General features: G+C 64.8%; 25 protein-coding genes and 1 tRNA gene. 5 read left to right on the plus strand and 21 right to left on the minus strand.

What is annotated here, in order from left to right; all coding sequences use genetic code 11:
- Position 1: 1 nt before the first annotated feature.
- From ASD68_RS08865 to ASD68_RS08885, 5 genes are all read right to left on the minus strand, one after another.
- Positions 2 to 937: an AAA family ATPase gene (locus ASD68_RS08865; protein WP_056605859.1), complete on the minus strand. Its 936-nt coding sequence runs from the start codon at positions 935 to 937 to the stop codon at positions 2 to 4.
- Positions 934 to 2,520 carry an XrtA system polysaccharide chain length determinant gene (locus ASD68_RS08870; RefSeq protein ID WP_056605863.1) on the minus strand — a complete coding sequence of 529 codons (1,587 nt, stop codon included), beginning with the start codon at positions 2,518 to 2,520 and terminating at the stop codon, positions 934 to 936. Before ASD68_RS08870 ends, ASD68_RS08865 begins: the two co-directional genes overlap by 4 nt.
- 52 nt (positions 2,521 to 2,572) lie before the next feature.
- Positions 2,573 to 3,199: an XrtA/PEP-CTERM system exopolysaccharide export protein gene (locus ASD68_RS08875; RefSeq protein ID WP_235578698.1), complete on the minus strand. Its 627-nt coding sequence runs from the start codon at positions 3,197 to 3,199 to the stop codon at positions 2,573 to 2,575.
- Between the two features lie 19 nt (positions 3,200 to 3,218).
- Complete coding sequence (locus tag ASD68_RS08880) at positions 3,219 to 4,616, minus strand: TIGR03013 family XrtA/PEP-CTERM system glycosyltransferase (protein WP_056605867.1); 1,398 nt, start codon at positions 4,614 to 4,616, stop codon at positions 3,219 to 3,221.
- A gap of 527 nt (positions 4,617 to 5,143) precedes the next feature.
- A complete protein-coding gene (locus ASD68_RS08885) occupies positions 5,144 to 5,992 on the minus strand; it encodes a tryptophan 2,3-dioxygenase family protein (RefSeq protein WP_056605869.1) in 849 nt (282 codons plus the stop codon).
- 324 nt (positions 5,993 to 6,316) lie between these two features.
- On the opposite strand from ASD68_RS08885, the gene pdhA reads away from it, so the two are divergent.
- The 3 genes from pdhA (at position 6,317) to ASD68_RS08900 (ending at position 9,925) form a co-directional block, all read left to right on the plus strand.
- Positions 6,317 to 7,402, plus strand: a complete 1,086-nt coding sequence (pdhA, locus tag ASD68_RS08890) for a pyruvate dehydrogenase (acetyl-transferring) E1 component subunit alpha (RefSeq protein ID WP_056081760.1) — start codon at positions 6,317 to 6,319, stop codon at positions 7,400 to 7,402.
- Position 7,403: 1 nt separating this feature from the next.
- Positions 7,404 to 8,384 (plus strand): alpha-ketoacid dehydrogenase subunit beta, encoded by a 981-nt coding sequence (locus ASD68_RS08895; protein WP_056081762.1) that lies wholly within the window; start codon positions 7,404 to 7,406, stop codon positions 8,382 to 8,384.
- Between the two features lie 113 nt (positions 8,385 to 8,497).
- Positions 8,498 to 9,925: a dihydrolipoamide acetyltransferase family protein gene (locus ASD68_RS08900; protein WP_056605870.1), complete on the plus strand. Its 1,428-nt coding sequence runs from the start codon at positions 8,498 to 8,500 to the stop codon at positions 9,923 to 9,925.
- A gap of 77 nt (positions 9,926 to 10,002) precedes the next feature.
- Here ASD68_RS08900 and ASD68_RS08905 read toward each other — a convergent pair whose 3' ends face one another.
- The 10 genes from ASD68_RS08905 to ASD68_RS08950 all read right to left on the minus strand — a co-directional run bounded on the left by ASD68_RS08905 (position 10,003) and on the right by ASD68_RS08950 (position 19,035).
- Positions 10,003 to 10,656, minus strand: coding sequence for a DUF6348 family protein (locus ASD68_RS08905; RefSeq protein WP_056605873.1), 654 nt, complete (start codon positions 10,654 to 10,656; stop codon positions 10,003 to 10,005).
- 87 nt (positions 10,657 to 10,743) lie between these two features.
- Positions 10,744 to 11,253: a M48 family metallopeptidase gene (locus ASD68_RS08910; RefSeq protein WP_056084018.1), complete on the minus strand. Its 510-nt coding sequence runs from the start codon at positions 11,251 to 11,253 to the stop codon at positions 10,744 to 10,746.
- Positions 11,254 to 11,289: 36 nt separating this feature from the next.
- Positions 11,290 to 13,521 (minus strand): DUF5916 domain-containing protein, encoded by a 2,232-nt coding sequence (locus ASD68_RS08915; protein WP_056605876.1) that lies wholly within the window; start codon positions 13,519 to 13,521, stop codon positions 11,290 to 11,292.
- A 151-nt stretch (positions 13,522 to 13,672) separates the two neighbouring features.
- Positions 13,673 to 13,996 (minus strand): hypothetical protein, encoded by a 324-nt coding sequence (locus ASD68_RS08920; protein ID WP_056081774.1) that lies wholly within the window; start codon positions 13,994 to 13,996, stop codon positions 13,673 to 13,675.
- Between the two features lie 32 nt (positions 13,997 to 14,028).
- Positions 14,029 to 15,390 (minus strand): tryptophan--tRNA ligase, encoded by a 1,362-nt coding sequence (locus tag ASD68_RS08925; RefSeq protein ID WP_056605878.1) that lies wholly within the window; start codon positions 15,388 to 15,390, stop codon positions 14,029 to 14,031.
- A 40-nt stretch (positions 15,391 to 15,430) separates the two neighbouring features.
- The gene (gene rocF, locus ASD68_RS08930; protein ID WP_056081780.1) at positions 15,431 to 16,348 is read right to left on the minus strand and encodes an arginase; all 918 of its coding nucleotides are present in this window, start codon (positions 16,346 to 16,348) and stop codon (positions 15,431 to 15,433) included.
- 109 nt (positions 16,349 to 16,457) lie between these two features.
- A tRNA-Thr gene (locus ASD68_RS08935) sits at positions 16,458 to 16,533 on the minus strand.
- A 59-nt stretch (positions 16,534 to 16,592) separates the two neighbouring features.
- Complete coding sequence (locus ASD68_RS08940; protein ID WP_056605880.1) at positions 16,593 to 17,291, minus strand: SPOR domain-containing protein; 699 nt, start codon at positions 17,289 to 17,291, stop codon at positions 16,593 to 16,595.
- 38 nt (positions 17,292 to 17,329) lie between these two features.
- On the minus strand, positions 17,330 to 18,067 hold the full coding sequence (locus ASD68_RS08945; protein ID WP_056605883.1) for a type III pantothenate kinase: 738 nt from the start codon (positions 18,065 to 18,067) through the stop codon (positions 17,330 to 17,332).
- A complete protein-coding gene (locus ASD68_RS08950; protein WP_056605886.1) occupies positions 18,064 to 19,035 on the minus strand; it encodes a biotin--[acetyl-CoA-carboxylase] ligase in 972 nt (323 codons plus the stop codon). The genes ASD68_RS08945 and ASD68_RS08950 overlap by 4 nt, the downstream gene beginning before the upstream one ends.
- A 205-nt stretch (positions 19,036 to 19,240) precedes the next feature.
- Between ASD68_RS08950 and ASD68_RS08955 the strand changes: the two genes are divergently transcribed.
- A complete protein-coding gene (locus ASD68_RS08955) occupies positions 19,241 to 19,558 on the plus strand; it encodes a hypothetical protein (RefSeq protein WP_056605889.1) in 318 nt (105 codons plus the stop codon).
- Between the two features lie 16 nt (positions 19,559 to 19,574).
- On the opposite strand, the gene ASD68_RS08960 is transcribed toward ASD68_RS08955, so the two are convergent.
- From ASD68_RS08960 to tviB, 6 genes are all read right to left on the minus strand, one after another.
- On the minus strand, positions 19,575 to 20,990 hold the full coding sequence (locus ASD68_RS08960) for an ATP-binding protein (protein WP_056605892.1): 1,416 nt from the start codon (positions 20,988 to 20,990) through the stop codon (positions 19,575 to 19,577).
- A complete protein-coding gene (locus tag ASD68_RS08965; protein WP_056081797.1) occupies positions 20,956 to 21,648 on the minus strand; it encodes a response regulator transcription factor in 693 nt (230 codons plus the stop codon). The genes ASD68_RS08960 and ASD68_RS08965 overlap by 35 nt, the downstream gene beginning before the upstream one ends.
- A complete protein-coding gene (locus ASD68_RS08970) occupies positions 21,648 to 21,962 on the minus strand; it encodes a PepSY domain-containing protein (protein WP_056605897.1) in 315 nt (104 codons plus the stop codon). The genes ASD68_RS08965 and ASD68_RS08970 overlap by 1 nt, the downstream gene beginning before the upstream one ends.
- A gap of 89 nt (positions 21,963 to 22,051) precedes the next feature.
- Positions 22,052 to 23,050, minus strand: a complete 999-nt coding sequence (dusA, locus tag ASD68_RS08975) for a tRNA dihydrouridine(20/20a) synthase DusA (RefSeq protein ID WP_056605899.1) — start codon at positions 23,048 to 23,050, stop codon at positions 22,052 to 22,054.
- A 219-nt stretch (positions 23,051 to 23,269) separates the two neighbouring features.
- On the minus strand, positions 23,270 to 24,328 hold the full coding sequence (locus tag ASD68_RS08980) for an SDR family oxidoreductase (protein ID WP_056605900.1): 1,059 nt from the start codon (positions 24,326 to 24,328) through the stop codon (positions 23,270 to 23,272).
- Positions 24,328 to 25,605 carry a Vi polysaccharide biosynthesis UDP-N-acetylglucosamine C-6 dehydrogenase TviB gene (tviB, locus tag ASD68_RS08985; protein WP_056605901.1) on the minus strand — a complete coding sequence of 426 codons (1,278 nt, stop codon included), beginning with the start codon at positions 25,603 to 25,605 and terminating at the stop codon, positions 24,328 to 24,330. The genes ASD68_RS08980 and tviB overlap by 1 nt, the downstream gene beginning before the upstream one ends.
- 380 nt (positions 25,606 to 25,985) lie before the next feature.
- On the opposite strand from tviB, the gene ASD68_RS08990 reads away from it, so the two are divergent.
- Positions 25,986 to 26,762: a ferredoxin--NADP reductase gene (locus ASD68_RS08990; protein ID WP_056081905.1), complete on the plus strand. Its 777-nt coding sequence runs from the start codon at positions 25,986 to 25,988 to the stop codon at positions 26,760 to 26,762.

The raw sequence follows: 26,762 nt of genomic DNA on the forward strand, positions 1-26,762 counted from the left end.
CTCACGCACCCCCTTTGAGCGCCCTGAGATAGTCACTGTGACTGTTGTAGTCATTCTCACCTGCGGGCGAGGAACTCATGTTGAGAACCAGACCGACGTACGGGAGGTCGCTAATCCGCCGCAATGCAGATGCAACCACCTGTCGCCCCGTGCGGCCGGCTGCCACCACCATGACAACCTGGCCCATGTGCGAAGCGAGCACCTGCGATTCCGACGTGGCCAATAGCGGCGAAGAATCGAATACCAGCAGGCGCCGCCGATTGCGGCCACCAAACTCTTCCAGCACATATTCCATGCGCCGACTGCGGAACAGCTCCGCGGCAAGCAGATGACGTTCGCCTGCCGGCACCACCAGCAGATTCGGCACATCGGTACGGATGATGACATCGGCAGGAGAGAGCTTGTCGTCAGCCAGCACATCCATCAGGCCGGGTTTGCCGCTGATTCCGAAAATGCGCGTGATGTCGGATTTCGGTATATCGCCGTCCACCAGCAGCACTTCGAAATCGGCCTCGCGCGCCAGGCTCAGCGCGAGGTTCACGGCGGTGAAGGTCTTGCCCTCACCCGACTCCGCGCTGGTCACCACGATGCGCTTGCCGCGGGCGAGCGTCTCCACCCCCTTCTCTGTCGCATTGGCAAGCAACGGCCGTTTTACGCCGCGCAATTCGTCTGCAAGCCGACGCTCCGCCTCCTCGTCTGCCGGGAGCAACCCCATCTGCTTCAGTGCAGTGGGGTCCACATGCAACGACGGCACTGCCTCCGCCGGCTGATCGACCACCTGTGTCCGCTGCTGCAACCGCTCGACGGTCGACACCGCGCGTGGTGGCGCTGCATGTGCCGGCGCCGCGTGGGTGGACGGCGGCTCGGCCGGTGGCGATGCCGGCGATTCCGGCGGCATCGCCTTGAGCTTTTCGGCGGCTTTTTCAACAATGCTCATACGACACCCATTACGAGAAAGTGCTGCACCAGGCGCGAAAGAGTCCCGTCAAACGCGAACGCAAGCATCAGCGCCATCGGCAACAAGCCTGCACCAGCAAAGAAACTGAATGCTTCCCGGCGCTGCTCCCGGCGTCGCAATCGCGACACAATCAGGCTGAGGCCGCCTAGCACCGGGTAATCGCCGAAGGACTGCAAATCCCTGATGCTCAGGAACACCGGTGTGATCTTGTGCAGAAGGTAGGCAAACCCGCCGCCCATACCCACCGCGAAAACGAATACCACGAGCAACAGCAATCCGCGGTTCGGGCTTACCGGCAGCAACGGGACAAGTGGCGGGCTGATCACGCGGAACTTCAGGTTGTTGCCGCTTTGTGTAGCATCCTGGGACAGCTGCGCCGTGTTCAGTCGTTCCAGCAGTTGGTCGTATTGTTTCTTGGTGACGTCGTAGTTGCGCGTCAATTGCTGCAAGGTCGCCTGCACATCGGTGATCTTGTCCGCCGCACCCTTGAGCTGGGCGATCTGCTGTTTCTGCAGCCCGATCTGGGTGGCCAGCGTCTGGATGTTGACCTGGGTGGTGTACATGGACTTCTGCATTTCCTGGTATACAGGATTGTCCGAAACCACACCCATCATCGAGCCGCTCGCGACATTTTTCTGCAACGAAGCACGGCGCGCCTTCAGTTGCTCGATCATACGGCGCGTCGCGGTCACGTCGGGATATTCATCGGTGTAGCTCAGCAGCAGCGTATTGAGCTTCTGCTGATACGTCGCAATCTGGCTGTCGATTTCTTGCGTGCGTGGATCGACTCCCGCGGAGGTGGATCCCGTAGCCATCGCGCGCATCTGCTGCTGGGTCGTTACGCGGCCGGCTACGGCCGTGTCGTACTGCGCCTGCAGGGCCTGCAATTGCGCCTCGGCCGCTTGCAACCGCGTGAAATACGTACTGCCACCCTGGCTGGGAATGTAGCCGAGGTTTGCTTTCTGGAAATCCGCGAGCTTCGTCTCCGCTTCGCTCAGGCGCTTGCCGTAATCCTCAACCTGCTGCGCCAGAAAATTCTGCGCGGTCGCCGTGGAGGCGCTGTTGGCGCCCACGGTTTCACTCATCAGTATCTGCAGGAACGCCTGCACAACCTTCTGCGACATTTCCCGGTCGGAGTCGCTGTAGGTGAGGTCGTAGAGATTCGACGTACCGGCGTCCCTGATCTGGACGTCCTTGCCCAACTTGAGCAACAGGGCTGCCTTGTCCGCCGGTGTGGATGCACGCAGAGACAAGCCGGTCTTGTCGGCCACGGTCTCGAGGTTGGGCCGCGACAGCAAGGTATGGGTGACAACCTGCAACCGGGCACGAACGTCAGGCTGCACCGCCACCCCGTGCAGCAATGGGCTCGTCAATGCATCCGTGTCGGCATACACCTGCGCGCTTGACTCATATTTGTTGGCCAGGCTGAAAACCAGCAGCGCCCCCACGACCATCACGCACCACGCGACAACCAGCGCACGCCAGCGATAGCGCCATGCAGCGCGAGCCTCCTGCAGTACATACTGGAACAGCTCCTGTAAATCGAATGATTCGGTCTGCATTACTTGTTTTTCCCGGTGGAGCCGGCCGTGGTCATGGGCCCGCCTGGTCGCTTCAAAACAGGGACTGGGGGATGATCAGGATGTCTCCGGGCCGCATGACGACGTTGTCCTTGATCTCGCCACCCATCAGCGCGCCGAGTCGCACCGGAATGCTCTGCTCGCTGCCGTCAGGCAGGTGGCGGATAATCTTGGCGCTATTGCCGGCGGCAAATTTGGTCAGGCCACCCACCTCGATCATCACGTCGAGAACGCTCATGCCACTGCGATAGGGAACAGCCTTGGGCGTGGCGGCCTGACCGACCACCCGCACCTGCTGGCTGTACGCACCCACGAAACTCTTGACGATGACCGTCACCAACGGAGCGCGGATGTAGCGGCTCAGATCCTTCTCCAGATCGCCTGCCAGCGCCTCCGGTGTCTTGCCGGCCGCCACTATGGTCTGCACCAGCGGGATCGACACACGCCCATCCGGACGCACCGGCACGGTGGTGGTCAGGGTGGGGTTGTCGCGCACGAAGATTTCCAGCGAATCACCCGGGCCGATGATGTAGCGCTCCACCGGCTGCGGTGCCGCAGAGGCCTGATCGTTGGCGACCGGTGCCGTACTGCAACCTGCCATCAGCACAAAAATGCCCAGCATGATCGACCGGAAAACGCGGTCCAGTGGTAGCGATTTCACTTGTTCTTCTCCTTGGATTTCAGCGGGCGCCGCGTCCGAACAGCACCACTTCCACCGTCTGGACGAGAATGGTCAGATCGAACACCAGATTCTGGTTTTTCACGTAGAACAGGTCGAACTTCAGCTTTTCCTCGGCATCCTCCAGGGAGGACCCATAGTTGTAACGCAGCTGCGCCCAGCCGGTCAGCCCGGGCTTGACGCAGTGGCGCAGCCAGTAATAGCCGATGCGCACATTGAAGTCGTCCACGAACTGGGGTCGCTCGGGGCGTGGGCCGATGATGCTCATGTCGCCACGCAACACGTTCCAGAGCTGCGGAAGTTCGTCCAGACGTACTTTGCGAATGAATCGCCCGACGCGCGTTACGCGCGCGTCATGCTTGGTGGCCCAGCGCGCGACACCGTCCCGTTCAGCATCGGTGCCCATGCTGCGAAACTTGAGCACTTGAAACGGTTTGCCATTTTCGCCGACTCGCTCCTGGCGATAGATGATCGGCGCTCCGCGACCGGATTCCAGCCGGATCGCGAGAACCGTCAACAGCATGAACGGCCATGCCACGATCAACACCAGGAACGCCACGGCCACATCGAAGGCGCGTTTGGTCACCCGCCGGCTGGCCGTTATGTTGAAGCCATCGGAAAATACCAGCCACGACGGGCTGGTGAGATCCATCTTGATCTTGCCCGCCTCGCGTTCAAAAAACTCGGCAAGTTCGGTCACGGCGATGCCCCGCCGCTTGCACTCCAGAAGGGCAGCAACCGGCAAAGTGCCACGGCGGTCGTCCGGCCCCACGACAATCTCATCGACCCCGAGCCTCATCGCCCATTCAAACAGGGCTTCATCGGGGTGGGAGAGCAGAGGGGCCGGCACGGATACCGGATCATCCCCGATGGGCACGCACCCCAGGATCTTGAAGCCACGCTGGTCTGACTTGCGCCGCATCATGCGGATCATTTCCGCGACGCGATCGCCGGCACCAAGCACAATGACGCGCCGCTTGAACAAGTCGGCGTCCACGAAACCCAGAAACAGCACGCGCCATACCGCCACGGCGATGTAACCGAACAACAGCGCAACCGCCAGAACCCCACGGCCAAGATAGGCAGGAGGTACCGAGTAATAAAGTACGGTCAGCGTCACCCCGCCCAATATGAACGCAACGCCTTGCCTGCTGAGTCGCCCCAACCAGCTTGCGCGCAAGTGGACCTGGTACAAGCCGAGCGACCCCATGGCGAGAATCAGCACCATCGCCACCAGCGGAGCGCGCCAGGGCAGCACTTCCTCATATGGAGCGTGCGTGTTGCCCCCCCCAAAACGCACCATCGCCGCAGCGTAAATACAGGCTACCAGCAGCACGAACTCAACCAGGACGAGCAGCAGTTGCCAGCGCACCGCCCTTTGCCGGAACAGTCGATTCATGTCACACCTCCCTCGCCGACGCAGTCCTTCCGTCAGCCCAACCCCACCGCAAGCGAACAGCCACACTATCACGAAGTGTGACCGGGTTCATATATTTCAAAGGCGTTAAGCGTTAAGCCCTAGGCGTTAAGCACGAGCCATGCCGAGCAGTAACAGGACCGGACCGCCCGGAACCATGCCCTGCTTCGTCATCCTCAAAGTCCTCCAGGCCATGACTGTCCAACCCCGGCCGATTCGGGGCGGCCCGCTTGAGGGTTGGTCCGGCCACTGATCGGACGCAAGGGTGCGACCGGGCACGCGTCGGACGTGCGCACGCCTCCCGCAGGCAGTTTCTTAACAAGCGCGGGCAGCACAGGAATCAATGAGCCGGCAGATTGTGACTAGGAACGTCACATTTTGACGGCGTCGTTCGTGGGCGCGGGCATGAAGCCACCTCTCAACAAGCAGGCGCGCTGAAGGGCGCAAGCGACTAGCCGTGGCTACGGCCATCCGGAAAGCCCCACAACGCGTGGTCGCGGGGTAAGGCTTTACGTGCCAAGAATGGTGCGCACGTCCAGCAGCTCGGGGAAGAACTCCAGCTCCAGCGCTTTTTTCAGGAAACCCACGCCGGATGAACCGCCGGTGCCGCGGCGATGGCCGATGATGCGTTCCACCGTCTTCATGTGGCGGAAACGCCACAGCTGGAAGCTTTCCTCCACATCCACCAGTTGCTCGCACATGTGGTATTCGGGCCAGAAATCGGCGCGATGCTCGTAGATGCGCTTGATCGCCGGCAGCAGCGCCTCGCTGCGCTGGTACGGCTGGGCCCAGTCGCGCTGCAGCAGGTTCGCCGGCACGGCATGGCCGCGACGCGACAGGTAGCGCAGGAATTCGTCGTACAGGCTCGGCGCCTCCAGGATCTCGCGAAGCGCGGCCTGGGCCACCGGATCGTGGGCAAACACGGCCAGCATCGCCGGCTGCTTGTTGCCCAGCAGGAATTCGATCTGTCGGTATTGCAGCGACTGGAAGCCCGACGACGGGCCCAGGGCGTGGCGGAACTCCAGGTACTCCGACGGCGTCAACGTCTCCAGCACCGCCCACTGCTCGAACAGCTGGCGCTGGATCTGCTTCACCCGGGCCAGCACCTTGAGGCAGGCATCGATCTGGTCATGCTGCAGGTGATCCACCGCCGCCTTCATCTCGTGGATCATGAGCTTCATCCACAGCTCCGCCACGTGGTGCTGCACGATGAACAACATCTCGTCGTGATAAGGCGGATCGCTCAACGGCCGCTGCGCCGACAACAGCGTGTCCAGCTGGAGGTAACCGCCGTACGTCATCCGCCCGTCGAGATCGGTCTGGATGCCCTCCTCAAGCTCACGCTGGTTGTCGCTCATGCCGGTTCCATGCGTCACAAAGCGGCCATGGTAACGGCTGCCCGGCGGCGCGGTCTTGACCTATGGCAGACGTATCGATCCGGGCGGGCAATTACAATGTTCGTTCCGCGCCCTGAGGAAGCGCCTGAAAACCTCCACACAACAGAGGCTTACACGATTTTCATACAGTGACCGATGTTGCGCTGTACCTTGCCGCCCCACGAACGGGCCTGTTATCAAGCGCGGTCTTGTCTGGTCGGTTTCGTGCGCCGGGATGATTTTTCAGCCGCCATGGCGCCATCCACCGCCTTTGTTCCCCCTAGATTCCCCACCTCGGAGCGAGTCGTGACTATCGCCGCCAAGTTTGAAATTGAATACCTGCAATACCTCGATGCCGAGGGCAAGCAGATCCGGGACGACCTGCCCGCGTTCGCCAATGACCTCGAACACATGGTCGGGCTGTACAAGACCATGCTGTCCACCCGCGTGTTCGACGCCAAGTCGGTGGCGCTGCAGCGCACCGGCAAGCTGGGCACCTACGCCAGCTGCCTGGGCCATGAAGCGGCGCACGTAGGCGTCGGCAGCGCCATGAAGCCCGAAGACGTGCTGACCTTGAGCTATCGCGAATACGGCGCCCAGCTGTACCGCGGCGTGCAGCCGCGCGAGGTCTACATGTATTGGGGTGGCGATGAGCGCGGCAACGATTACCAGCGCGAGCCCGCCCGCCACGATTTCGCCTGGTCGGTGCCTATCGCCACCCAGTGCCTGCACGCGGCCGGCTCCGCGCTGGCCTTCAAGATCCGCAAGGAGCCGCGCGTCGCCGTCTGCACGGTGGGTGATGGCGGTTCGTCGAAGGGCGATTTCTACGGCGCCATCAACATCGCCGGCGCGCAGAACCTGCCGATGGTGGCGGTGATCGTGAACAACCAGTGGGCGATCTCGGTACCGCGCCGGATCCAGTCCGGCGCCTCCACGCTGGCGCAGAAAGGCATCGCCGCGGGCCTCGACTGCATCCAGGTCGACGGCAACGACATCATCGCCGTGCGCAAGGCGATGGGCGACGCGCTGGACCGCGCCCGCAAGGGCGAAGGCGCCAGCGTGGTCGAGCTGGTCACCTACCGGCTGGGCGACCACACCACCGCGGACGACGCCCGCCGCTACCGCGGCGAGGATGAAGTGAAGGAAGCCTGGACCAAGGATCCGATGAAGCGCCTGCGCAACTGGCTGACCGCCAAGGGCGTGTGGGACGACGCGAAAGAGGAAGCCTGGAAAGCCGAATGCGATGAGTGGATGGACAACGAAGTGAACGCCTACCTGGAAACCCGCACCCAGCCGGTGACGGCGATGTTCGACTACATCTTCGCCGAGGTGCCCGCCGACCTGGCCAGGCAGCGCGACTATGTCCTTTCGCTCGAACAGAAGGGGCACTGAGATGGCACAGATCACACTGGTCGAAGCAGTCACCCAGGCACTGGCCTACGAGATGGCCCACGACGACAGCGTCGTGGTGCTGGGCGAGGACGTGGGCGTCAACGGCGGCGTGTTCCGCGCCACCCAGGGCCTGCAGGAAAAATTCGGCGAACTGCGCGTGCTGGACACGCCGCTGGACGAAGCCACCATCGCCGGCGTCACCGTGGGCCTGGCCGCGCAAGGCATGAAAGCCGTGGCCGAAGCGCAGTTCGAAGGCTTCATCTACCCGATGATGGAGCAGATCGCCTGCCACGCCGCACGCATGCGCAGCCGCACCCGCGGGCGCATCACCGTGCCGGCGGTATTCCGCGCGCCATGGGGCGGCGGCATCCGCGCGCCGGAGCATCACTCCGAGGCCAACGAACACCTGTTCACCAATATTCCCGGCCTACGCGTGGTGCTGCCCTCCTCGCCCGCACGCGCCTATGGCCTGTTGCTGGCGGCGATCCGCGATCCCGATCCGGTGATCTTCTTCGAGCCCAAGCGCATCTACCGCCAGTACAAGGAAGAGGTGCCCGACGACGGCGAGGCGTTGCCGCTGGACGTGTGCTTCGTGCTGCGCGACGGCACCGACGTGACCCTGGTGACCTGGGGCTCGCAGGTGAAGGAATGCCTGGAAACCGCCGATGAACTGGCGGCCGAGGGTATCAGCGCCGAGGTGATCGACGTGGCCACGCTGACCCCGCTGGATTTCGACACCATCGCCGAATCGGTGCAGAAAACCGGCCGCTGCGTGATCGTGCACGAGGCACCGAAAACCGCCGGCTTCGGCGCCGAGATCGCCGCGCGCCTGTCCGAGGAATGCTTCTACGACCTGCTGGCCCCGGTCGAGCGCGTCACCGGCTACGACACCCACATCCCGCTGTTCCGCCTGGAAATGAAATACATGCCCAGCGTGGAGCGCATCACCGCGGCAGTGAAGCGTACATTGGCGGTCAGCTGAGCTGACCGCCGGGAATCGGGAATAGAGAATGGGGAATAGGCAAAGCAAAATCGCGCTGCCAGCCCGCTCTTCCGATTCCCCATTCCCGATTCCCCATTCCCGGATGAAATCAAATGGCTGATCTCAAGACGTTCTACCTGCCCGACCTCGGTGAAGGCCTGCCCGATGCCACCGTGGTCGAGTGGCACGTGAAAGTGGGCGACAGCATCAAGCTGGATGCGCCGCTGTGCTCGATGGAAACCGCCAAGGCGATCGTCGACGTGCCCTCGCCGTACACCGGCAAGGTCACCAAATTGCACGGCGCCCCCGGCGACGTGATCGAGACCGGCGCCGCATTGGCCGAGTTCGAACCGGACCCCAACGCCAAGCAGCGCGCCGAAGCCGAATCCACCGGCCACCACCACGGCCCGCGCAAGAGCGTGGGCAGCCCCGCGCCGGACAATTCCCGGAAAGTCGTGGCCTCCGATGAAGGCGGCGAAGTCGCGGTGAAAGGCGTGGATCGCGAGGACGAAGGCACCGTGGTCGGCGCCATGGTCAGCGGCAACACCGTGCATGTGGAACAGGCCGCTTCGGTCGGCGGCGTGAAAGCCGTACCGGCCGTGCGCGCGCTGGCGAAAAAGCTGAAGGTCGACCTGACCCGCGTGGCACCCAGCGGCGCCGACGGCGTAGTCACGCTGAAGGACGTGAAGGAAGCGGCCGCCAACGGCAGCGCGCCCCTGCTCCCCTCTCCCTCCGGGAGAGGGGCTGGGGGAGAGGGTACGGCCGGAGCGCGGCGCTACGCTTCGCCCGAACCCTTATCCGCCCTTCAGGCACCTTCTCCCGAAGGGAGAAGGGAAGACCAGCGCGGCCCCGTCTCGCTCGCCGGCAAATCCGTACGCACCGCACCGCCCTCGCAGCAGGCCAGCGGCCAGCCCGAACAACTGAAGGGCGTGCGCCGCAACATGGCCCGCGTGATGGCCGACGCCCATGCCCAGGTCGTGCCCACCACCCTGGTCGACGACGCCGACCTGCACGCATGGATCGGCAAGCAGGACATCACCGCGCGCCTGATCCGCGCCATCGTGGCCGCCTGCAAGAGCGTGCCCGCGCTCAACGCCTGGTTCGACGGCAAAAACCTCAGCCGCACCCAGCACCCGCACGTGGACATCGGCATCGCGGTGGACACCGACGACGGCCTGTTCGTGCCTGCGCTGCGCAATGCCGACGTGCTGGACGCCGCCGGCGTGCGCGCCGCGATCAAGCGCCTGCGGGCGCAGGTGGAGGATCGCTCGATCCCCTCGTCGGAACTGTCCGGTCACACCATCAGCCTCAGCAACTTCGGCATGTTCGCCGGCCGCTATGCCACCCCGGTAGTGGTGCCGCCGACCGTCGCCATCGTCGGCGCCGGCAAACTCAGCCACGACGTGGTCGCAGTGATCGGCGGCATCGAAGTACACCGCCGCCTGCCGATCAGCCTGACCTTCGACCACCGCGCCGCCACCGGCGGTGAAGCCGCGCGTTTCCTGAAGGCACTGCTGGACGATCTGGCACAACCGAACTGATCGGGCCGGCTATTGCGACGTTGAAACCCGGGCATCCCACGATGCCCGGGTTTTTCTTTCCTACAGAAATCGCGCAATCAATAGTCGCGCACGTCCAGCACGATGAAGCTGCGGGCGGTATAGGCAAGCTCGCCGGCTGGCCACGCCAGCGCGGCCAGCGCTTGCGTGCCGGCGGTCCACGGCTCGTTGTCGAGCAGGGCCTCGCAGCGCACCTCGCCATCCCCCGTGCGGCGATAGGCCAGCCGCAACCAGTGCAGCTCGGGCTTCAACGCCTCGTTGTGCAGCGCGGCCTCCATCGCGGCGGGCACCTGGTCGAGCATCTCCATGTCGGTGATGTCCACGCCGCGCAGCGTGAACGGGCCGATGAACACATCCCAAGTGCGAACACCCATCTCCCAGGAGGTGATCTGCATACGGCGGCTGTCGGTGACGTACCAGCAGGCGGCCAGCAGTACATGGAACGCATCGCGTTCGAACCCTTGCAGCGCGTCGCGGCAACCAGCCTCACCGCCACCGAAGCCCGCGAAACTTTCCTCGATGCGGCGCTCCTCGCTCAGCACCACGTCCACGTCCAGCCGACCCGGTTCGCCGGCGACGCCTTCATGCCATTCGGCGCGGATCGCGGGGAAATCGTCGTCGGTGACCAGCCAGCCATCCTCGTCCGCCTCCAGCTCCACGCCGTGCTTCTCGAACAACCGCAACAGGTATTTTTGCAGCGCCGCACTTTCCATCGTCGTTCCGTTCGGTGGGTAAGGATTCCGCAGCCGTTCTCCCTGAGCGTAGCGCAGCGGAGTCGAAGGGCAATCACAGGGGAAAGCTCAGCGTTCGCCGCCCGACCCGGGCAGCTCGCGCCAGGTGAGGTAGATGCGCAAGTCCAGCTCGAGTTGGTGATAGTCCGGCAGCATGTAGGTGCACAACTGGTAGAACGCCTTGTTGTGGTCATGCTCTTTCAGGTGCGCCAGCTCGTGCACCACGATCATGTTGAGGAACTCCGGCGCGGCGGCCTTGAACACGCTGGCCACGCGGATCTCCTTTTTCGCCTTGAGCTTGCCGCCCTGCACGCGCGAGATCGCCGTGTGCAGGCCCAGCGCCCGCTGCACCACGTCGAGCTTGCTGTCGTACAGCACCTTGTCGATGCCGGGAGCGTTCCTCAAATGTTGCTGCTTCAATGCCGCCGTGTAGGCATACAACGCCTTGTCGCTCTGCACGTCGTGCCGGTCGGGGTAGCGCCGCGCCAGGTGCTCGCCCAGGCGCTGCTGCGCGATCAGCTCACGCACCTTGTCCTGCAACGCGACGGGATAGGCCTGGAGGTATTTGAGGGGGATCATGCCGGCCATTCTCGCATTGCCGGATGTGGTGCGGCCTCAGATGTCGAAGCGATAGCTCAGCTTCACCAGCAGTTGCTCGTCGTCGCGCAGCGAGAAGGTGTTGCCGAAGACGCCGCCGGTGCGGTACGGGTAATCCTCATCCTGCGCGTAGCCGCCGCGGCCGTAGACCACGTACAGGTACGACAGCGGCGCCAGCTCGTAGCGATAGCGGATCTGCAAGCCCAGGTTGCGCACGCTGAAATCATCGACGTCCTCGGCGCTGGCCACGGCACGGCCGTCGCCACTCACGCGATACGCATCGCGCAGCCGCGCATCCAGACCGATCGCCTGCAGTTTCAGGCGCAGCTCCTGGCGGTCGTCGATACTCCAGTCGAAACCCGCGTTGAGCTGCAGCGTGTGCTGGTCGAAGCTGCCGATCAGGTTGTCGCGCTGCCATACCAGCCAGTCCGGCGTGTGCTCGAAATACGGCCCGGCGTAAATGCTGAAGGCGTCGCTGATGAAATAAGTGGGAATGAACTCGATGTCGTAGCCGAGCCGCCGGTTGCCACTGAGCCCACCGCTGACCACTTCCGCCTCCAGCTCGAACGCCCAGTCGCCGTGGCGTGGGCTGCTGCGGTCGTAGGCCAGTGCCAGCGAGGGCGGCAGGAAAACCGCGCCATGGCCGCGCGTCAGCAGATCATCCCAGGCGGCCGTGTTGAGGTTGAGTTGCACATCCTCGGTGGCGCCGTTGCGCAGGTTGCTGGAGCGGCTGATGCGCAACTGGCGGCGCAGGCGCAGGCCGTGGTCGTTGTCCAGTCCGTCGATACGGAAGTGCCAGTCGTGCGAGCTGTAGGCCGAATCGGGCGACAGGCTGGTATTGCGTTTGCGCACTTCCCAGTGGCCGTAGTTGAAATTGTTGCGCTCCAGGTAGCCGAAGTCGTTGACCTGCAGCTGATCGCCGAAATGCATGCCCAGCCACTGCTGGCGCCAACCGTCGCCCATCTCGTAGTCGGCAAGCACGGTGCCGCCGCTGCCGCGGGTGTGGGTGCCGTGCTGCAGGATGTCGCTGGCCACCGCGTTGGTGGCCACGGTGAGCCGCGCCGTGGGTTGCCAGTGGTGGTCGACGCCGACCACGGTGGCGTGCCGGTCCAGCCAGGGGCGGTCGACGCTGGTCAGCATCGCGCCCAGGCTTTGCGTGCCGAAATCATGGGTGACGCGGGCGGCGCCGAAGAAACGGCCGGCCTCACCGTCCTCGTCCGCCGCGATCACGCCGTAACTGGTGCCGCCCACGCTGCCGTTGAGCTTGACCGCCGCGTTGATGTCGGCCGCGCCGTGGCCATCGTCGGCCAGCGCGCCGACGCGGCGGGTGTAGATCAGCTGGCTGTTGTCGTCCAGCAGGCTGAAATCGAAAATGCCCTGGTTCTCGGTGAAAAACGGCCGCTTGTCCCTGACATAGGTTTCGGTGGCGCCGAAATTCACCACCAGGTCGTCGCTTTCCACCTGGCCGAAATCCGGGTTCAACGCGGCGGTGAGCTGGAACTGCCCGCTAGGCTTCCACAGGATGTCGGCGCCTTCCTGGAAGTGGCTGCGACCGCGCACGTTGTCGTACAGGCCGGACACATACGGCGTCACTGCCAGCAGCGACTGGCTGTACGCCGGCACCTCCACGCGCTGGAACTCCGACAGGAACCGCGGCCGCTTGAAGCTGGCCGTGGGCCACGCGTCGCGCTCGCCGCTGGAGCCGGTGACGCGGTCGAGATAGATGCCCAGCGTGCGCTTGCCGTCGCGGCTGGCATGCATCGGCGCGATGTACCACGGAATCAGCATCTCCACCGTCCAGCCGGCGGCATCCTCGCTGACGGCGTGTTGCCAGTTGCTGTCCCAGTCCTTGTTGAAGTCGCTCTCGTTGGTGATGACGGCATCGTTGATGCCGCCGGTGGAGCTGACCACGAAGTTGTAGCCGGTACGGCCGGTGCCGTCGAAATCCACCATCAGGTTGACCCGGTCGACCTGATCCTCGAAATCGCGCTGCACGCGCTGCGGGGTGCGCGGCACGCCGGGCGGCTGGTCGCAACGAAACGCCACCGCCAGCCCTTCGGGCGTGGCCAGCAGCCACGCTTCGGTACGCAACGCGGCGGGTTCACCGGTCAGCGGCTGCACCTTGCGGAAATCAGTGATGTGCTGCGCGCCCTCCCATTCGGTTGCATCGATGCGGCCGTCGACATCCACCGCCAGAACAGGCGCGGATACGGCGGAAATGGCCATGGCGAACAGGCATGCAAGACGCATGTCGGGGATTCCGGAAGAAGGCGCTGGATTACGCGAAGGACGATGGCGCAGCGGGGACGTGCTCACCGGTAGATGCACAGCATGCCCAAAGCGTTTGAGCGTCTCGACGGCCACAAGTCATGCGCGATGCACGATGACTGTCACGGCAGGATCAGCGGCGACGCCCCCAACACAGATGACGCCAGACCATCGCCACCGCCAACACCGCGGCGAACGCGCCGTAGCCATACAGCGCGGGCAGCACCTGTTGCCAGATGGCACCGCTGGCGCGGCCGAACCCGTCCACCGACGGCAACGCCGCGTGATCGAAACCGAGCAACGCACACTGCACCGCAGTAACCAGTGCCAGCAGCAAGGCCGCCACGTCGAACGTGCGCCGGCCCGCCGATCGCGGCAGGCTTTTCGGATATGCCCAGTAACCCCAGCACAGGATCAGCAAGGGGGGCGCAAGCAGCATCAGGGCCAGATAACGCATCGATCAGATACTCCACCGCACCATGCGGTATGTCATGCCTTGGTGGCCAGTTGGCCGAGCGCCTCGCGCAAGCGCAGCAGCGCTTCATCGCGGGCGGATGCGTCGGCGTAATCGGGGGTTTCGGCCACCGCCTCGCCATCCACGTCCAGCGTCATGCCCTGCTCCTTCATCTGCAGCACGGCCCCGGTGGCGCCAAGGCTACCGATGCGCTTCTGCAAGGTGCCAGCTGCCTTCGGATCGGCGAACGCCATCGACAGCAGCAACTGCTCGCCATCAGCGGACAGCAGGCGAAAGCGGAACTTGCCATCGGCATCGCGGAAACTGGCGAAGCGCGGCAGCTTGCCCGCCCCGGCAACTTTCTTCGTCGTGCTCGACGCACCGGACGCGGCGCTGGAACGCAAGCCCAACGCTTCGCGCAACGCCGCCAGCTTGGGGGTGGCGATGGCGCGCGCCTTGGCGGCACCACGCAACAGGATCGTTTCGATGCCGGCCGGATCGGCCATCAGCGCCTCGTAGCGCTCACGCATCGGCGCCACGTCGGTTTCGATCCGTTCGTACAACACCTGCTTGGCCTCGCCCCAGCCCAGCCCTGCTTCCAGCGCCTGGCGATAAGCGACCGTTTCGGACTCATTGGCGAACGCGCGAAACAGGGTGAACAACGCGCTGCCGTCCGCATCCTTCGGCTCGCCCGGCGCGCGCGAGTCAGTGACGATGCGCATGATGGTGTCGCGCAAAGCCTTCTTACCACCGGCGAACAGCGGAATGGTGTTGTCGTAGCTCTTGGACATCTTGCGGCCGTCGAGGCCGGGCAAGGTGGCCACCTGCTCGTCGATCTGTACCTGCGGCAGCACGAAGAACTCGCCGCCGTGGAGATGGTTGAAGCGCTGTGCGATGTCGCGCGCCATCTCGATGTGCTGGATCTGGTCGCGCCCCACCGGCACCTGGTTGGCGTCGAACGCCAGGATGTCGGCCGCCATCAGCACCGGGTACATGTACAGCCCGGCGGTGATGCCCGCATCGGCGTCCTCGCCGGTTTCCGCATTGCGATCCACCGCCGCCTTGTACGCGTGCGCGCGGTTGAGCATGCCCTTGCTGGTGATGCAGGTGAGGAACCAGGTCAGCTCGGGAATCTCGGGGATGTCCGACTGCCGGTAGAACGTGGCTTTTTCCGGGTCCAGCCCCGCCGCCAGCCAGGTGGCGGCGATCTCCAGCCGCGAGCGTTCGATCCGCGCCGCATCGCCGCTCTTGATCAGCGCGTGGTAATCGGCCATGAAGAAAAACGCGTCCACGCCCGGCTCGCGGCTGGCCGCGATGGCCGGGCGGATCGCACCCACGTAGTTGCCCAGGTGCGGAGTGCCGGTGGTGGTGATGCCGGTGAGGACTCGTGTGTTCATGCCGTGCCGCGCGGGGAAAACGCCAGTTTACGACATACCCTCAACCGCGCAGCAGGGTGGACTTGCCGAACATCGATTCCACCAGATCCACCGCCACTTTTGCCGTCTGGTTGCGCTTGTCGTAGGCGGGGTTCAACTCGACGATGTCCAGTGACGCCAGAGCGCCGGTGTCGGCGATCATCTCCATGCACAACTGCGCTTCGCGGTAATTGGGCCCGCCGCGCACGGTGGTGCCCACGCCGGGCGCGATGCTGGGATCGAGAAAGTCGACGTCGAAGCTTACGTGCAGGTGGGTGTTTTCATCCATGCCATCGAGCGCCTGCTCCATCACCCGGCGCATGCCGATCTCGTCGATCTGGCGCATGTCATGGATCGCCACGCACGCCTCGCGCACCAGCTTCTTCTCGCCCTCGTCGACCGAGCGGATGCCAACCTGGCGAAACACGGCGGGCGTCACCGCGGGAGTGGTGCCGCCGATGCCCGTCAGCACGTCCGGCCCGTAGCCGCACAGGCACGCCACCGGCATGCCATGGACATTGCCTGAGGGCGTGGCCTGGGCGGTATTGAAATCGGTGTGCGCATCCAGCCACAGCACGCGCAGCGACTTGCCCTGCTCGCGGCAATGACGCGCCACGGCGCTGATCGAGCCGATGCCCAGGCAATGATCGCCGCCCAGCATGATCGGCAGCTTGCCGTTGGCAAGCTCCTCATAAATAGCCGTATGGACGGCCGTATTCCACGCCACCACTTCGGCCAGGTGACGATACCCATCCACCGGCGGCAGCCACGGATTGAACGGCCCTTGCAGATTGCCGCGATCGACCACCTGCAACCCCAGCTTCGTCAACTTCTCCGCAATCTGCGCCACCCGCAACGCCTCCGGGCCCATTGACGCACCGCGATGCCCAGCGCCGATGTCGGTCGGCACACCAATCAGGGAGAGGTTTTTGCTGCTCATGCCAGCGATCTCTTGATAACGAATCAAGAACCAGTCTAGCGGCTCGACCTGCACGATTTGGTGACAGACCCGTTGCCGCGATAGGCAAAACGTGAGCGGTGTGGGAGTGTGGTGCCGGCACCAGGAGTCGAACCCGGGACCTACTGATTACAAATCAGTTGCTCTACCAACTGAGCTATGCCGGCGCACTGGCGGCGGATTCTAGCAGGCGGGGCTATTCCCGGCCATGTGCGAGCGGCTCGCTTCAGAAACAGGGGATGCGGCGGGAATCGATGCCGCGCGGCACGCGGCTGCGCCAGCGGGTGCCGGCATCACCGGGCAGCACCAGGTCGAGCCAGTATTCGGCCACGGTTTCGCTGCGCTCGGTCACCTGGGCCGGGAAACCGGCGGCGATCACCTCGGCGCGGCGCTTGCGCGCATTCCCCTGATCCTTGAACAAGCCCAGCGAGATGGTGTTGGGCTGTTCACCGGAACTGACCACGAAATAGTCGTCGATGTGGTGCTCGGCCAGTTCGCGTGCCCGCGCCAGCGCCTGGGCGCGGGTGGCCATGGCGGGCAGATAAACCCACCAGCCATGCGATTGATTGACCTGCTCCTGCCGCGAGCGCATGCGCCGGGCCTGGCCCGAGAGGGCTTCCCGCGCCCGCCGCACATCCTCCGGCGTGGTGAACGGGCCCAGCGCCACGCACGATGGCGCGGGCGCCGGGCCTTCGATCTTCGCCGCGACCACCGGTTGGGGCGCGGAAGCGGGAGGTGCGGTGGGAGCCGGATCAGGCACGGTCGCGGGTGCGGCCGGCTCAGGCAATTCGGACAGCAGGCGCAGTTCGGGCACGCCTGGGTCGGTAGCCATGCCGGTGCGCGAATAAGGCTGGCCCAGCAGCAGCCACGCGCCCACGGCAATGTTGAGGGCGATCAGCAAGACGAACATCAAACGCAGAAACATCGAACCCCCATACCCGTGCCTAACGCCTTCACCGGATGCTACTCGTCCGCATCGGCCCACAACGCCAGGCCGCGCAACACCGCATTGTGGGTGACCTGCGCCGGCATGGACAGCAGCGGCACCAGTTGCTCCGCGTCGCCGCCGCTGAGGCACAGCGTGGGGCGGGCACCAAGGTCATCGGCCGACTGTCCGACAAAACGTTCGATCAGCGCCACGGCCGCCAGCCAGCAGCCGGACACCACCGCGTCGGTGGTGTTGTCCGCCCGCTCCTGGACCCGGCCCGCCGCGTCCATCCGCACCTGTGCGGTGGCGCTGAGCAGGGTCTGCTGCATCAGCATCGGTCCGGGTGCGATCAAGCCGCCCAAGTGGCGACCGTCGGTTGCCAGCGCATCCAGGGTCAACGCCGTACCTACGCCGGCCAACACGTGGGGCCCGCCACCATGCGCGTGCGCCGCGACCATCGTCAGGAACCGGTCCACGCCGAGCCGCTGCGGCTCGGCGTACGCATTGCGCACGCCGCAGGCCGCCGCGGGCGAACGTCGCCAGTGGATCGGCTGGGCGCACAATCGCATGACGATCGCGGCAATCAGGGCTTCACGAGTGGAATCCACGACCGAAGCGGCCAGCACGATGTCGGGGCGCGGCCACGACGTCAGTCCTTCGGTCAGCGCCGCGTCGAGGTCCTCGTTCCAACCCACGGCGCCGTGCGCCAGCCAGCGGTCCGACGTCAGCGCCCATTTCAGGCGGGTGTTGCCCATATCCAGCAGCAGTTTCATGCGCGGCGCACCGAGACGTCGGCGCTGTCGACCTTGCGCCTTTCGCCATCCGGCAGGCGCACCAGCAGGGCGCCGCGGCTGTCCACGCCGTCACCGATACCTTCGAATTCCCCTTGGCCACCGCTGACAGTGACCGGCTGTCCACGCAGCAGGTCGTAACGCGCGTAATCCGCGGCGAAGGCGTCAAAACCATCGCGCTCGAACGCTTGCAGACCGTCGATCAATGCCCCGACCAGCGCGGCGGCCACGCGGTTGCGATCCGGCGGTGTTCCATCAGCCAGTGCAGCGAGATCGCATACCGGCTGTCCCGCCTGCTCGCGCAATTGCGGCGTCAGACGCACGTTGAGACCTACGCCGATCACCGCCGCACACGGCCCCTGGTATTCCCCGCTCAGTTCCACCAACACACCGGCGAGCTTGCCTTTCGTGGCGAGCACGTCGTTGGGCCATTTCAGCCCGGCCCCCGCGATGCCCAGTTGCTCCAGCGCGCGCAGCACCATCACGCCGATGGCGAGGGAAAGGCCGGACAAGGCGGCGAAACCGGCATCGAAACGCTTCAGGCAGGACAGATGGATGTTGAGCCCGGGCGGCGACAGCCAGGTACGCCCGCGGCGTCCGCGCCCTGCGCTCTGGGTTTCGGCAAACACCATGCTGAGGTCCGCGGCGGCAGCGATGTGCCGCTGCAATTCGCTGGAGGTGGAATCGAGTTGCCAGTGCACCTCAAGCCCGCCCAGGGCGGCAACATGATCGGCGCTCAGCGAGGCACGAATGCGCGCGGCATCCAGCACCTGCAGCGGCCACGGCACCTTGTAACCGGCGCCGCCCGATTCCACCGGCAAGCCGAGCGCACGCAGGGTTTCGATCTGCTTCCAGATGGCCGCACGGGTCAATCCGGCCCGCGCCGCCAATTCCACGCCAGACACCGTCTCCCCGCTGGCCAACAGCGGCAGCAACGCCTCGATCGCCATCAGAAACCGCCGCTCGTGGCGGCGCGGGAACGGCGGGACCGTAGTGAAACGGAGAGAGAAATGCACATTGCGCAAATAGTAACGGGACAGTTCAGGGAGCGGCAGATCCAGTTGTTAAAACCAAGTTATTCAAGGCACTGGCACTGTCCGAACATTTCTGACACGATCCCGGACCTTCGCATGCGGATCAAGGATTTGAGTCGCCATGAATGTAAAACATTGGTTCATTGGCTGTGTGGTGGGCTTGGCGGGCGTAGCCGCCACGCTGACCGTGCACGCCAATCAGGCCGACCCCACCACCAGCGCGCGCATGTCGCCTGACCGTGGGGCGCGCATCGTGGCGGACGCCGATGGCGCCTGCCCCGCACGCGAATGCCCGACGCCGGACGAAGCGGCCGGAAACGACACCAATCGGCCGGATACGCACAGCAACCGTTCCGGCGGGGGATCGGCCACGCCATCCACTTCCGGCCGTCGTTCGCACCTGGGTTGGCAGTCGCTGCTGCCGGGCTCGATCCAGTAACCGAAAGCCGCCGCGCTCAGGCGTGGGTCAACTTCACGCAGAAGCGGGCACCGCCGAATTCCGGCGAGCGGTCCACGCCCAACTCGCCGCGATAAGCCCGCACGATGTCCTGCACGATGGACAGCCCGATGCCATGGCCCTGCACTCTCTCGTCGCCGCGCACGCCACGCTGCAAGACCTTGTCGATCTTGTCTTCCTCGATGCCGGGGCCGTCATCTTCCACGCTCAGCACCAGGTTCGGCCGCAGGCGACCGGGCTGCGGCTCTGATTTCACCACCAGCAACACATGGTGGTTGGCCCACTTGAAGGCGTTCTCCAGCAGGTTGCCGAGCAACTCCAGCAGGTCGCCCTGCTCGCCGTAGAACACGGCGCCTTCGTCGATATCGAATTCGCACAAGACGTTCTTGGCGGCGTAGACCTTTTCCAGGCTTTGCACCAGATCCTCGGCGTGGCCGGCGATCGGCACCGCGCTGGCGAACGTCTGCCGTCCTGAGGTGGCCGCGCGGGACAACTGGTAGGCCACCAGCTCGTCCATCCGGCGCACCTGGTCGAGCACGGCGCTGCGCCGCTCTTCTTCCTCGCCGGTGGTTTCCAGTTGCGAACGGATCACTGCCAGCGGCGTCTTCAGGCTGTGCGCCAGGTCGGCCAGGGTGTGCCGATAGCGCGTGCGCTGCTCGCGCTCGTTGTCGATGAAGGCGTTGATGCGGTGTGTGAGGCCAGTCAACTCCAGAGGATACTGGCTGTCCAGGTGCTCGCTGTCGCCGCGCTCGACCCGGCTCATGTCGTTGGCCACCTTGCGCAGCGGGGTGAGGCTCCAGCGCAGCAACAGCATCTGCAGCACGATCAGCATCACGCCCAGGATCGCCAGCCACATCACCAGGGTGCGCCGGTACACCGCGTTCTCGCCTTCGAACTGATCCTCCGTCTGCGCCACCATGAAGGTGAGCTTGACCGAGCGGTTGTCCGAGCTGTCGAAGGCCACGCCGTAAGCGTAGTAATAGAGCCGGCCCATGCGGGTATCGACGGGGCCCACGAACTGGCTTTCGCCCGGCTGCAGCGGCTTCAGGAAATGGAAATCACGGCCGATCGCCGACGAGGACTCCCAGTGGTAGCCACGCTCGCCCAGCGCCATCGCGTACAGGCCGGAGCCGGGCCGCATGAAATTGGGGTCGGGCGGGGAATCGGGCAGCAACACCTTGCCATACCGGGTCACCTCGGTGCCGGCCAGGTAGGCGATCACGAAATTCTGCAGCCGATCCTGCAGGCTGCTGCGCGCGGCCCGGTATTGGGCCTGCGACAGGGTCAGCCCGACGATGCCCAGGAACGCCGCCAGCGCAAAGCCGGTGGCGATCGCCGCGCGCGCCGCCAGCGACAGCGGGCGGCGCGGCGGTACCGGGTTATTCGTCGTCGCCGTCGGTGCGCGGGATGGCAAAGCGATATCCGCGTCCACGTACCGTCTCGATGGGTTTGAGGGTGCCTTCCGGGTCCAGCTTGCGGCGCAGGCGGCCGATGAACACTTCCAGCACGTTCGAGTCGCGGTCGAAATCCTGCTGGTAGATGTGCTCGGTGAGGTCGGCCTTGGACACCAGCTCGCCCGCATGCAGCATCAGGTATTCCAGCACCTTGTATTCGTAGCTGGTCAAATCCACCAGCTTGCTTTCCACCGACACCGTCTGGGCCGTGGTGTCGAGCTTGATCACGCCGCAGGCCAGTACCGGCTTGGACCAGCCGCTGGCGCGACGCACCAGCGCATTGATGCGCGCCAGCAGTTCCTCGACGTGGAACGGCTTGACCAGGTAATCGTCGGCGCCGTGCTTCAGCCCCTCGACCTTGTCCTGCCAGCTGCCCCGCGCGGTGAGGATCAGGATGGGATAACGCTGGCCGTGCTCGCGCAACGCCTTGACCAGCTCCATGCCCGACATCTTGGGCAGGCCCAGGTCGATGATCGCCAGGTCGAACGGCACCTCCCGCCCCAGGTAGATGCCCTCTTCGCCGTCCTGCGCCGCGTCAACCGCAAAACCGTCCCGCTTCAGGCGGGCCGCCAGCGTCTCGCGCAATGGCGCCTCGTCCTCCACCAACAGGATGCGCATCAGTGTTTCTCCTTGCTGCCTCCGGCCTTGCCGGACGAACTTCTGGTTGACCGGGTCGAGCCCGGTGTCTTTCCCGTTTCCGACGATACCGCGACCACCCGCACATGTCCTTCCGGCGTGAGCACCTTGATGCGGTACTCCAGGCGCCGACCGAGGCGATGCGGCTCGGCCGACAATACCTTGCCGCCGGTATCGCTCTGCACCTGCCTCACCGCCTGATCCAGCGTCACCGCCGGCGTCGCCGGTGGTTCGGCCATGGCCGCGAAGGCCCACATCAGCAGCGCCGTCAGCGCCACGCTCCTGCCCATGTTCATTCTCAACCGCCCGCACGTTACCTGCCCAATTGTGCAGCCTAGGTAACAAGGCCTGAATAGCGCCCGGCCGGGCGCGTCGACGCCACCCATCAATTGACCTGCAACGCCGCCTGTTCCAGCACGTTCCAGCCCGCCTCCGGCAGGTGCGCGTTCTCGCTGATGACACGGCGAAACCCGCGCGCACCCGGCTCGCCCTGATAAAGCCCCAGCAGGTGCCGGCTGACGTGCTTCAGCGCAGTCCCGCGCGCCAGCTCCGCCTCGATATAAGGCCGCATGTGCCCGAGGATGTCGCTGCGCGAAGGAAGCGGCTGACCGTAAAGCGCCGCCTCGATCTGCGCCAGCAGGTAAGGATCGTGGTACGCCGCCCGACCGAGCATCACGCCATCCACCTGGCGCAGATGCGCCTGCACCTGCTCCAGCGTGACGATGCCGCCATTGATGATCACGATCAGCTGGGGAAACTCGCGCTTCAGCCGGTAGACCCGTTCGTAATCCAGCGGCGGGACGTCGCGGTTCTCCTTCGGCGACAGCCCTTGCAGCCAGGCCTTGCGCGCATGCACCGCCAGCACGCCCACGCCCACCTCCAGCATGGTTTCGGTGAAATGCTGCAGATCGGCGTAGTCGTCCTGGTCGTCCACGCCGATACGGCATTTCACGGTGACCGGGATGTCCACCTCCTGCTGCATCGCCCGCACGCAATCGCCCACCAGCGCGGGCTCGCGCATCAGGCAGGCGCCGAAGCGCCCCGATTGCACCCGATCCGACGGACAGCCGACATTGAGGTTGATCTCGTCGTAACCCGCATCGGCGCCCAGCCGCGCCGCCAGCGCCAGCTCGCGCGGATCGCTGCCGCCCAGCTGCAACGCCAACGGATGCTCCTGCTGGCTGTGCTCCAGCAACCGCAGCTGCCCGCCACGCACCAGCGCCGCACTGGTCACCATCTCGGTATACAAGCGCGCCCGCGGCGACAGCAGGCGGTGGAAATAGCGGCAATGGCGGTCGGTCCAGTCCATCATCGGGGCGATGCAGACGCGCCAGTCGGCAGCAGCTAGCGACAGTGGCAGGGGGCGTGGGGAAACGGCAAACATGCGTGTATGTTCCCCGAAAACAGTGCCGCTGTCGCCTCGCCAAGTCGCCAGCATGCGGATAAGGATGCTATCGGGGCGGACGCCAAAAGTCGTGTGTCCCCTCCAGCGGCACGTGGCCAGATACCCGTGCGACCAACGAAGCTGCAGGTCACGCAGGCCGCTCGTCACTAACACCGGGCAGGCATTCGCCCAGCCTGACCAGACCGGCGCAGCATGCGTTCAGACCTGATTGGCTGTCTGTTGCCTGATGAAATTTACGTACCAGCGCATGGCCTCGCCCAAGCCTTGTTGCAAGGTGTGTGTAGGCGTGTAACCCAGATGCGCGCTGGCACGACCGATATCAGCCAGCGAATGGCGTACATCACCAACACGGAAATCACGATAGACAGGCTTCCTGTCGTAACTCACGCCTTCTCCGCCCAACTGGCTCGCCAGGCTTTCGAAAAGCTCGTTGAGGGTGGCGCGCTGGCCCACGGCAACGTTGAACACCGGCTCGCAATCGGGGTCGACCACCAGCGCCGCCAGCAGGTTGGCCTGCACCGCGTTGGCGACGTAGCAGAAGTCGCGACTGGTTTCGCCATCGCCGTTGATGAACACGTCGTCGCCGCGGATCATCGCCGCCAGCCACTGCGGGATCACCGCCGCGTACGCGCCATCGGGGTCCTGGCGGCGACCGAACACGTTGAAGTAGCGCAGCCCCACGGCCTTGAAGTCGTAGCAGCGGGCGAAGACTTCGGCGTAGAGCTCGTTGAACAGTTTGGTGGCGGCATACGGCGACAGCGGACGGCCGATGCGGTCTTCCACCTTGGGCATCGTCGGCTCGTCACCATAAGTGGAGCTGGACGCCGCGTAGGTGAAACTGGCCACGCCCGCGTCGCGCGCGGCCACCAGCATGTTGAGGAAACCGGTGACATTGGCCGAGTGGGTGTCCACCGGATCTTCGATCGAGCGCGGCACCGAACCCAACGCCGCCTGATGCAACACATGGCGCACGCCGGCGCAGGCGGCCTGGCAATCCTCGGGGCGGCGGATGTCGCCCTTGATGAAGCGGAACCGCGACCACGCCTCGGCGCCGACCAGCTGCTGCACCTCATCCAGATTGCGTTGATGGCCGGTGGCGAAGTTGTCCAGCCCGACCACGCGCTGGCCCAGCCGCAACAGCGTCTCGACCAGGTTGGAACCGATGAACCCGGCGGCACCGGTAACCAGCCACGGAGCGGTCTCGGCGCGCACCCGTGCCTGCAGTGTTGCCGGCAGCCCGGCTTCGATCGTGGTCATCACAGTCTCCCATCCACGGCTTCGCGTGGCAGTACGTATTTGACGTCGTAAAGCACCATGTCGGGCTTGCCGAATGCACGGATGCCTGTTTCACCCAGCGCCACAAACTGCTTGTGGCCCACCGCCACGACAACGGCATCGTAGGTGCCTTGCTGTGGCTCGGACACTGGCCGAATGCCGTATTCATGCTGCGCCTCATCGGCGCTGACCCAGGGGTCGTACACATCCACGTTGGCGTTGTAGCCGCGCAACGCGTGCACGATGTCGACCACGCGGGTGTTGCGCAGGTCCGGGCAATTTTCCTTGAACGCCAGCCCAAGCAGCAGGACGCGCGCACCGACCGGGTTGATCCCCTTGCACACCATCAGCCGCATCACCTCGTTGGCGATGTACGGGCCCATGCTGTCGTTGGTGCGGCGCCCGGCCAGGATCACGTCGGGGTGATGGCCCACTTCCTGCGCCTTGTGGGTGAGGTAGTACGGATCCACGCTGATGCAGTGCCCGCCGACCAGACCCGGCCGGAACGGCAGGAAATTCCACTTGGTACCGGCCGCCTGCAGTACTTCCAGCGTGTCGATGCCCAGCTTGTTGAACAGGATCGCCAGGTCGTTCACCAGTGCGATGTTGAGATCGCGCTGGGTGTTTTCGATCACCTTGGCCGCCTCGGCCACCTTGATGCAGCTGGCCTTGTGCGTGCCGGCGGTGATGATCGAGCCATACAGGTGATCGACGAAGTCGGCCACCTCCGGCGTCGAGCCGGACGTTACCTTGAGGATGCTGGTCACCCGGTGCAGCTTGTCGCCGGGATTGATCCGCTCCGGGCTGTAGCCGGCGAAGAAATCCTGGTTGAAGACCAGGCCGGAGCCCTTGGCCAGGATCGGCACGCACACTTCCTCGGTGCAGCCCGGATACACGGTGGATTCGTACACCACGACATCGCCACGCTTCAGTACCTTGCCCAGCGTTTCGCTGGCCTTGATCAGCGGCGTGAGGTCGGGCCGTTTGGCCGAGTCGATCGGCGTGGGCACGGTGACGATATAGACGTTGCAGTCGCGCAGATCGTCCATCTGCGAGCTGAAGCGCAAATGCGTCGCTGCAGCCAGCTCCTCGGCATCGACCTCCAGCGTGGCATCGCGGCCGGCGCGCAGCGCATCCACCCGCGCCGCATTGATATCGAAACCCATCGTCTTGTAGTGCTTGCCAAACTCGACGGCCAACGGCAAACCAACGTAACCGAGCCCGACAATGGCGATCCTGGCTTCTTCAAGATTCCGCATGCATAACTTCCCGTTCTGATGTCCATCGGAAAAGACGCCACGCCCACCAGCAACACCGCGAGCATTGCGGGTCAACGCAACATGATAGCGCGCTGTCTACTGAGTCTCACTTTCGAACTTTCCCTGTTCACCTGCCCTGAATGCGCCGTCGGCGACCGCGACATTTCCTGGCGACCACGGCCAATTCGCCGCACCCCGGCGGCGTGATGAAATCGTGGTGGCGGCCCCCGGCGTGGCATAATGCGCCGTCACGGTTGCGCGGCTGCGCAGCACTCGTCAGGCACCGCGGCCATGCCCGCCCTCCCCACGCGAGTTTGTCATCCGGCCCGGGCCGGACGCCACCGTATGGCACTCCTGTTCATCGACCGACGGTAAAGATCATGGTGGCAATGGCGACCGAGCACGTGATTGACGTGCACCACTGGAACGACACGCTTTTCAGCTTCCGCACCACGCGCGACCCGGGCTTCCGCTTCGACAGCGGCCATTTCGTGATGATGGGGCTGGAGGTGGATGGCCGTCCGCTGCTGCGCGCGTATTCGATCGCCAGCGCCAGCTACGAAGAGCACCTGGAGTTCTTCAGCATCAAGGTGCCGAATGGGCCGCTCACCTCGCGCCTGCAACACCTGCAGCCGGGCGACCCGGTGATCGTCAGCCGCAAACCCACCGGTACGCTGGTGCTCAACGATCTCAAGCCAGGCAAGCATCTTTATCTGCTGGGCACGGGCACCGGCCTGGCGCCGTTCCTCAGCCTGGTTCGCGACCCCGAAACCTACGAGCGCTTCGACCGGATCGTGCTGGCGCACGGCGTGCGCACGGTGAGCGACCTCGCCTATGCCGACTACCTCGAGCGCGAACTGCCGCAGCACGAATATCTGGGCGAACTCATCCGCGAGAAGCTGATTTATTACCCCACAGTGACCCGCGAAGCTTTCACCAACCGCGGCCGAATTACCGATGCGATCGCCGACGGTGTGATGAGCCGCGTCACCGGCCTGCCCCCGCTCAACCCGGAGACCGACCGCGTGATGCTCTGCGGCAGCCCGGCGATGCTGGAGGATCTAGCCACCCTGCTGGATGGTCGCGGCTTCCAGCCCTCGCCGCGCACGCGGGAGCCGGGTGATTACGTGATCGAGCGCGCGTTCGTCGAGAAATAA

This window comes from Rhodanobacter sp. Root627 (assembly GCF_001427835.1).
Taxonomy (GTDB): Bacteria; Pseudomonadota; Gammaproteobacteria; order Xanthomonadales; family Rhodanobacteraceae; genus Rhodanobacter; species Rhodanobacter ginsenosidimutans.

Bases quoted from the DNA above. Each gene is read 5' to 3' on its own strand.
- ASD68_RS08865 (WP_056605859.1), bottom strand. From the start codon at position 937: ATGAGCATTGTTGAAAAAGCCGCCGAAAAGCTCAAGGCGATGCCGCCG.
- ASD68_RS08870 (WP_056605863.1), bottom strand. From the start codon at position 2,520: ATGCAGACCGAATCATTCGATTTACAGGAGCTGTTCCAGTATGTACTG.
- ASD68_RS08880 (WP_056605867.1), bottom strand. From the start codon at position 4,616: ATGAATCGACTGTTCCGGCAAAGGGCGGTGCGCTGGCAACTGCTGCTC.
- ASD68_RS08885 (WP_056605869.1), bottom strand. From the start codon at position 5,992: ATGAGCGACAACCAGCGTGAGCTTGAGGAGGGCATCCAGACCGATCTC.
- ASD68_RS08895 (WP_056081762.1), top strand. From the start codon at position 7,404: ATGGCACAGATCACACTGGTCGAAGCAGTCACCCAGGCACTGGCCTAC.
- ASD68_RS08900 (WP_056605870.1), top strand. From the start codon at position 8,498: ATGGCTGATCTCAAGACGTTCTACCTGCCCGACCTCGGTGAAGGCCTG.
- ASD68_RS08905 (WP_056605873.1), bottom strand. From the start codon at position 10,656: ATGGAAAGTGCGGCGCTGCAAAAATACCTGTTGCGGTTGTTCGAGAAG.
- ASD68_RS08910 (WP_056084018.1), bottom strand. From the start codon at position 11,253: ATGATCCCCCTCAAATACCTCCAGGCCTATCCCGTCGCGTTGCAGGAC.
- ASD68_RS08915 (WP_056605876.1), bottom strand. From the start codon at position 13,521: ATGCGTCTTGCATGCCTGTTCGCCATGGCCATTTCCGCCGTATCCGCG.
- ASD68_RS08920 (WP_056081774.1), bottom strand. From the start codon at position 13,996: ATGCGTTATCTGGCCCTGATGCTGCTTGCGCCCCCCTTGCTGATCCTG.
- ASD68_RS08925 (WP_056605878.1), bottom strand. From the start codon at position 15,390: ATGAACACACGAGTCCTCACCGGCATCACCACCACCGGCACTCCGCAC.
- rocF (WP_056081780.1), bottom strand. From the start codon at position 16,348: ATGAGCAGCAAAAACCTCTCCCTGATTGGTGTGCCGACCGACATCGGC.
- ASD68_RS08940 (WP_056605880.1), bottom strand. From the start codon at position 17,291: ATGTTTCTGCGTTTGATGTTCGTCTTGCTGATCGCCCTCAACATTGCC.
- ASD68_RS08945 (WP_056605883.1), bottom strand. From the start codon at position 18,067: ATGAAACTGCTGCTGGATATGGGCAACACCCGCCTGAAATGGGCGCTG.
- ASD68_RS08950 (WP_056605886.1), bottom strand. From the start codon at position 19,035: ATGGCGATCGAGGCGTTGCTGCCGCTGTTGGCCAGCGGGGAGACGGTG.
- ASD68_RS08955 (WP_056605889.1), top strand. From the start codon at position 19,241: ATGAATGTAAAACATTGGTTCATTGGCTGTGTGGTGGGCTTGGCGGGC.
- ASD68_RS08965 (WP_056081797.1), bottom strand. From the start codon at position 21,648: ATGCGCATCCTGTTGGTGGAGGACGAGGCGCCATTGCGCGAGACGCTG.
- ASD68_RS08970 (WP_056605897.1), bottom strand. From the start codon at position 21,962: ATGAACATGGGCAGGAGCGTGGCGCTGACGGCGCTGCTGATGTGGGCC.
- dusA (WP_056605899.1), bottom strand. From the start codon at position 23,050: ATGTTTGCCGTTTCCCCACGCCCCCTGCCACTGTCGCTAGCTGCTGCC.
- ASD68_RS08980 (WP_056605900.1), bottom strand. From the start codon at position 24,328: ATGACCACGATCGAAGCCGGGCTGCCGGCAACACTGCAGGCACGGGTG.
- tviB (WP_056605901.1), bottom strand. From the start codon at position 25,605: ATGCGGAATCTTGAAGAAGCCAGGATCGCCATTGTCGGGCTCGGTTAC.
- ASD68_RS08990 (WP_056081905.1), top strand. From the start codon at position 25,986: ATGGTGGCAATGGCGACCGAGCACGTGATTGACGTGCACCACTGGAAC.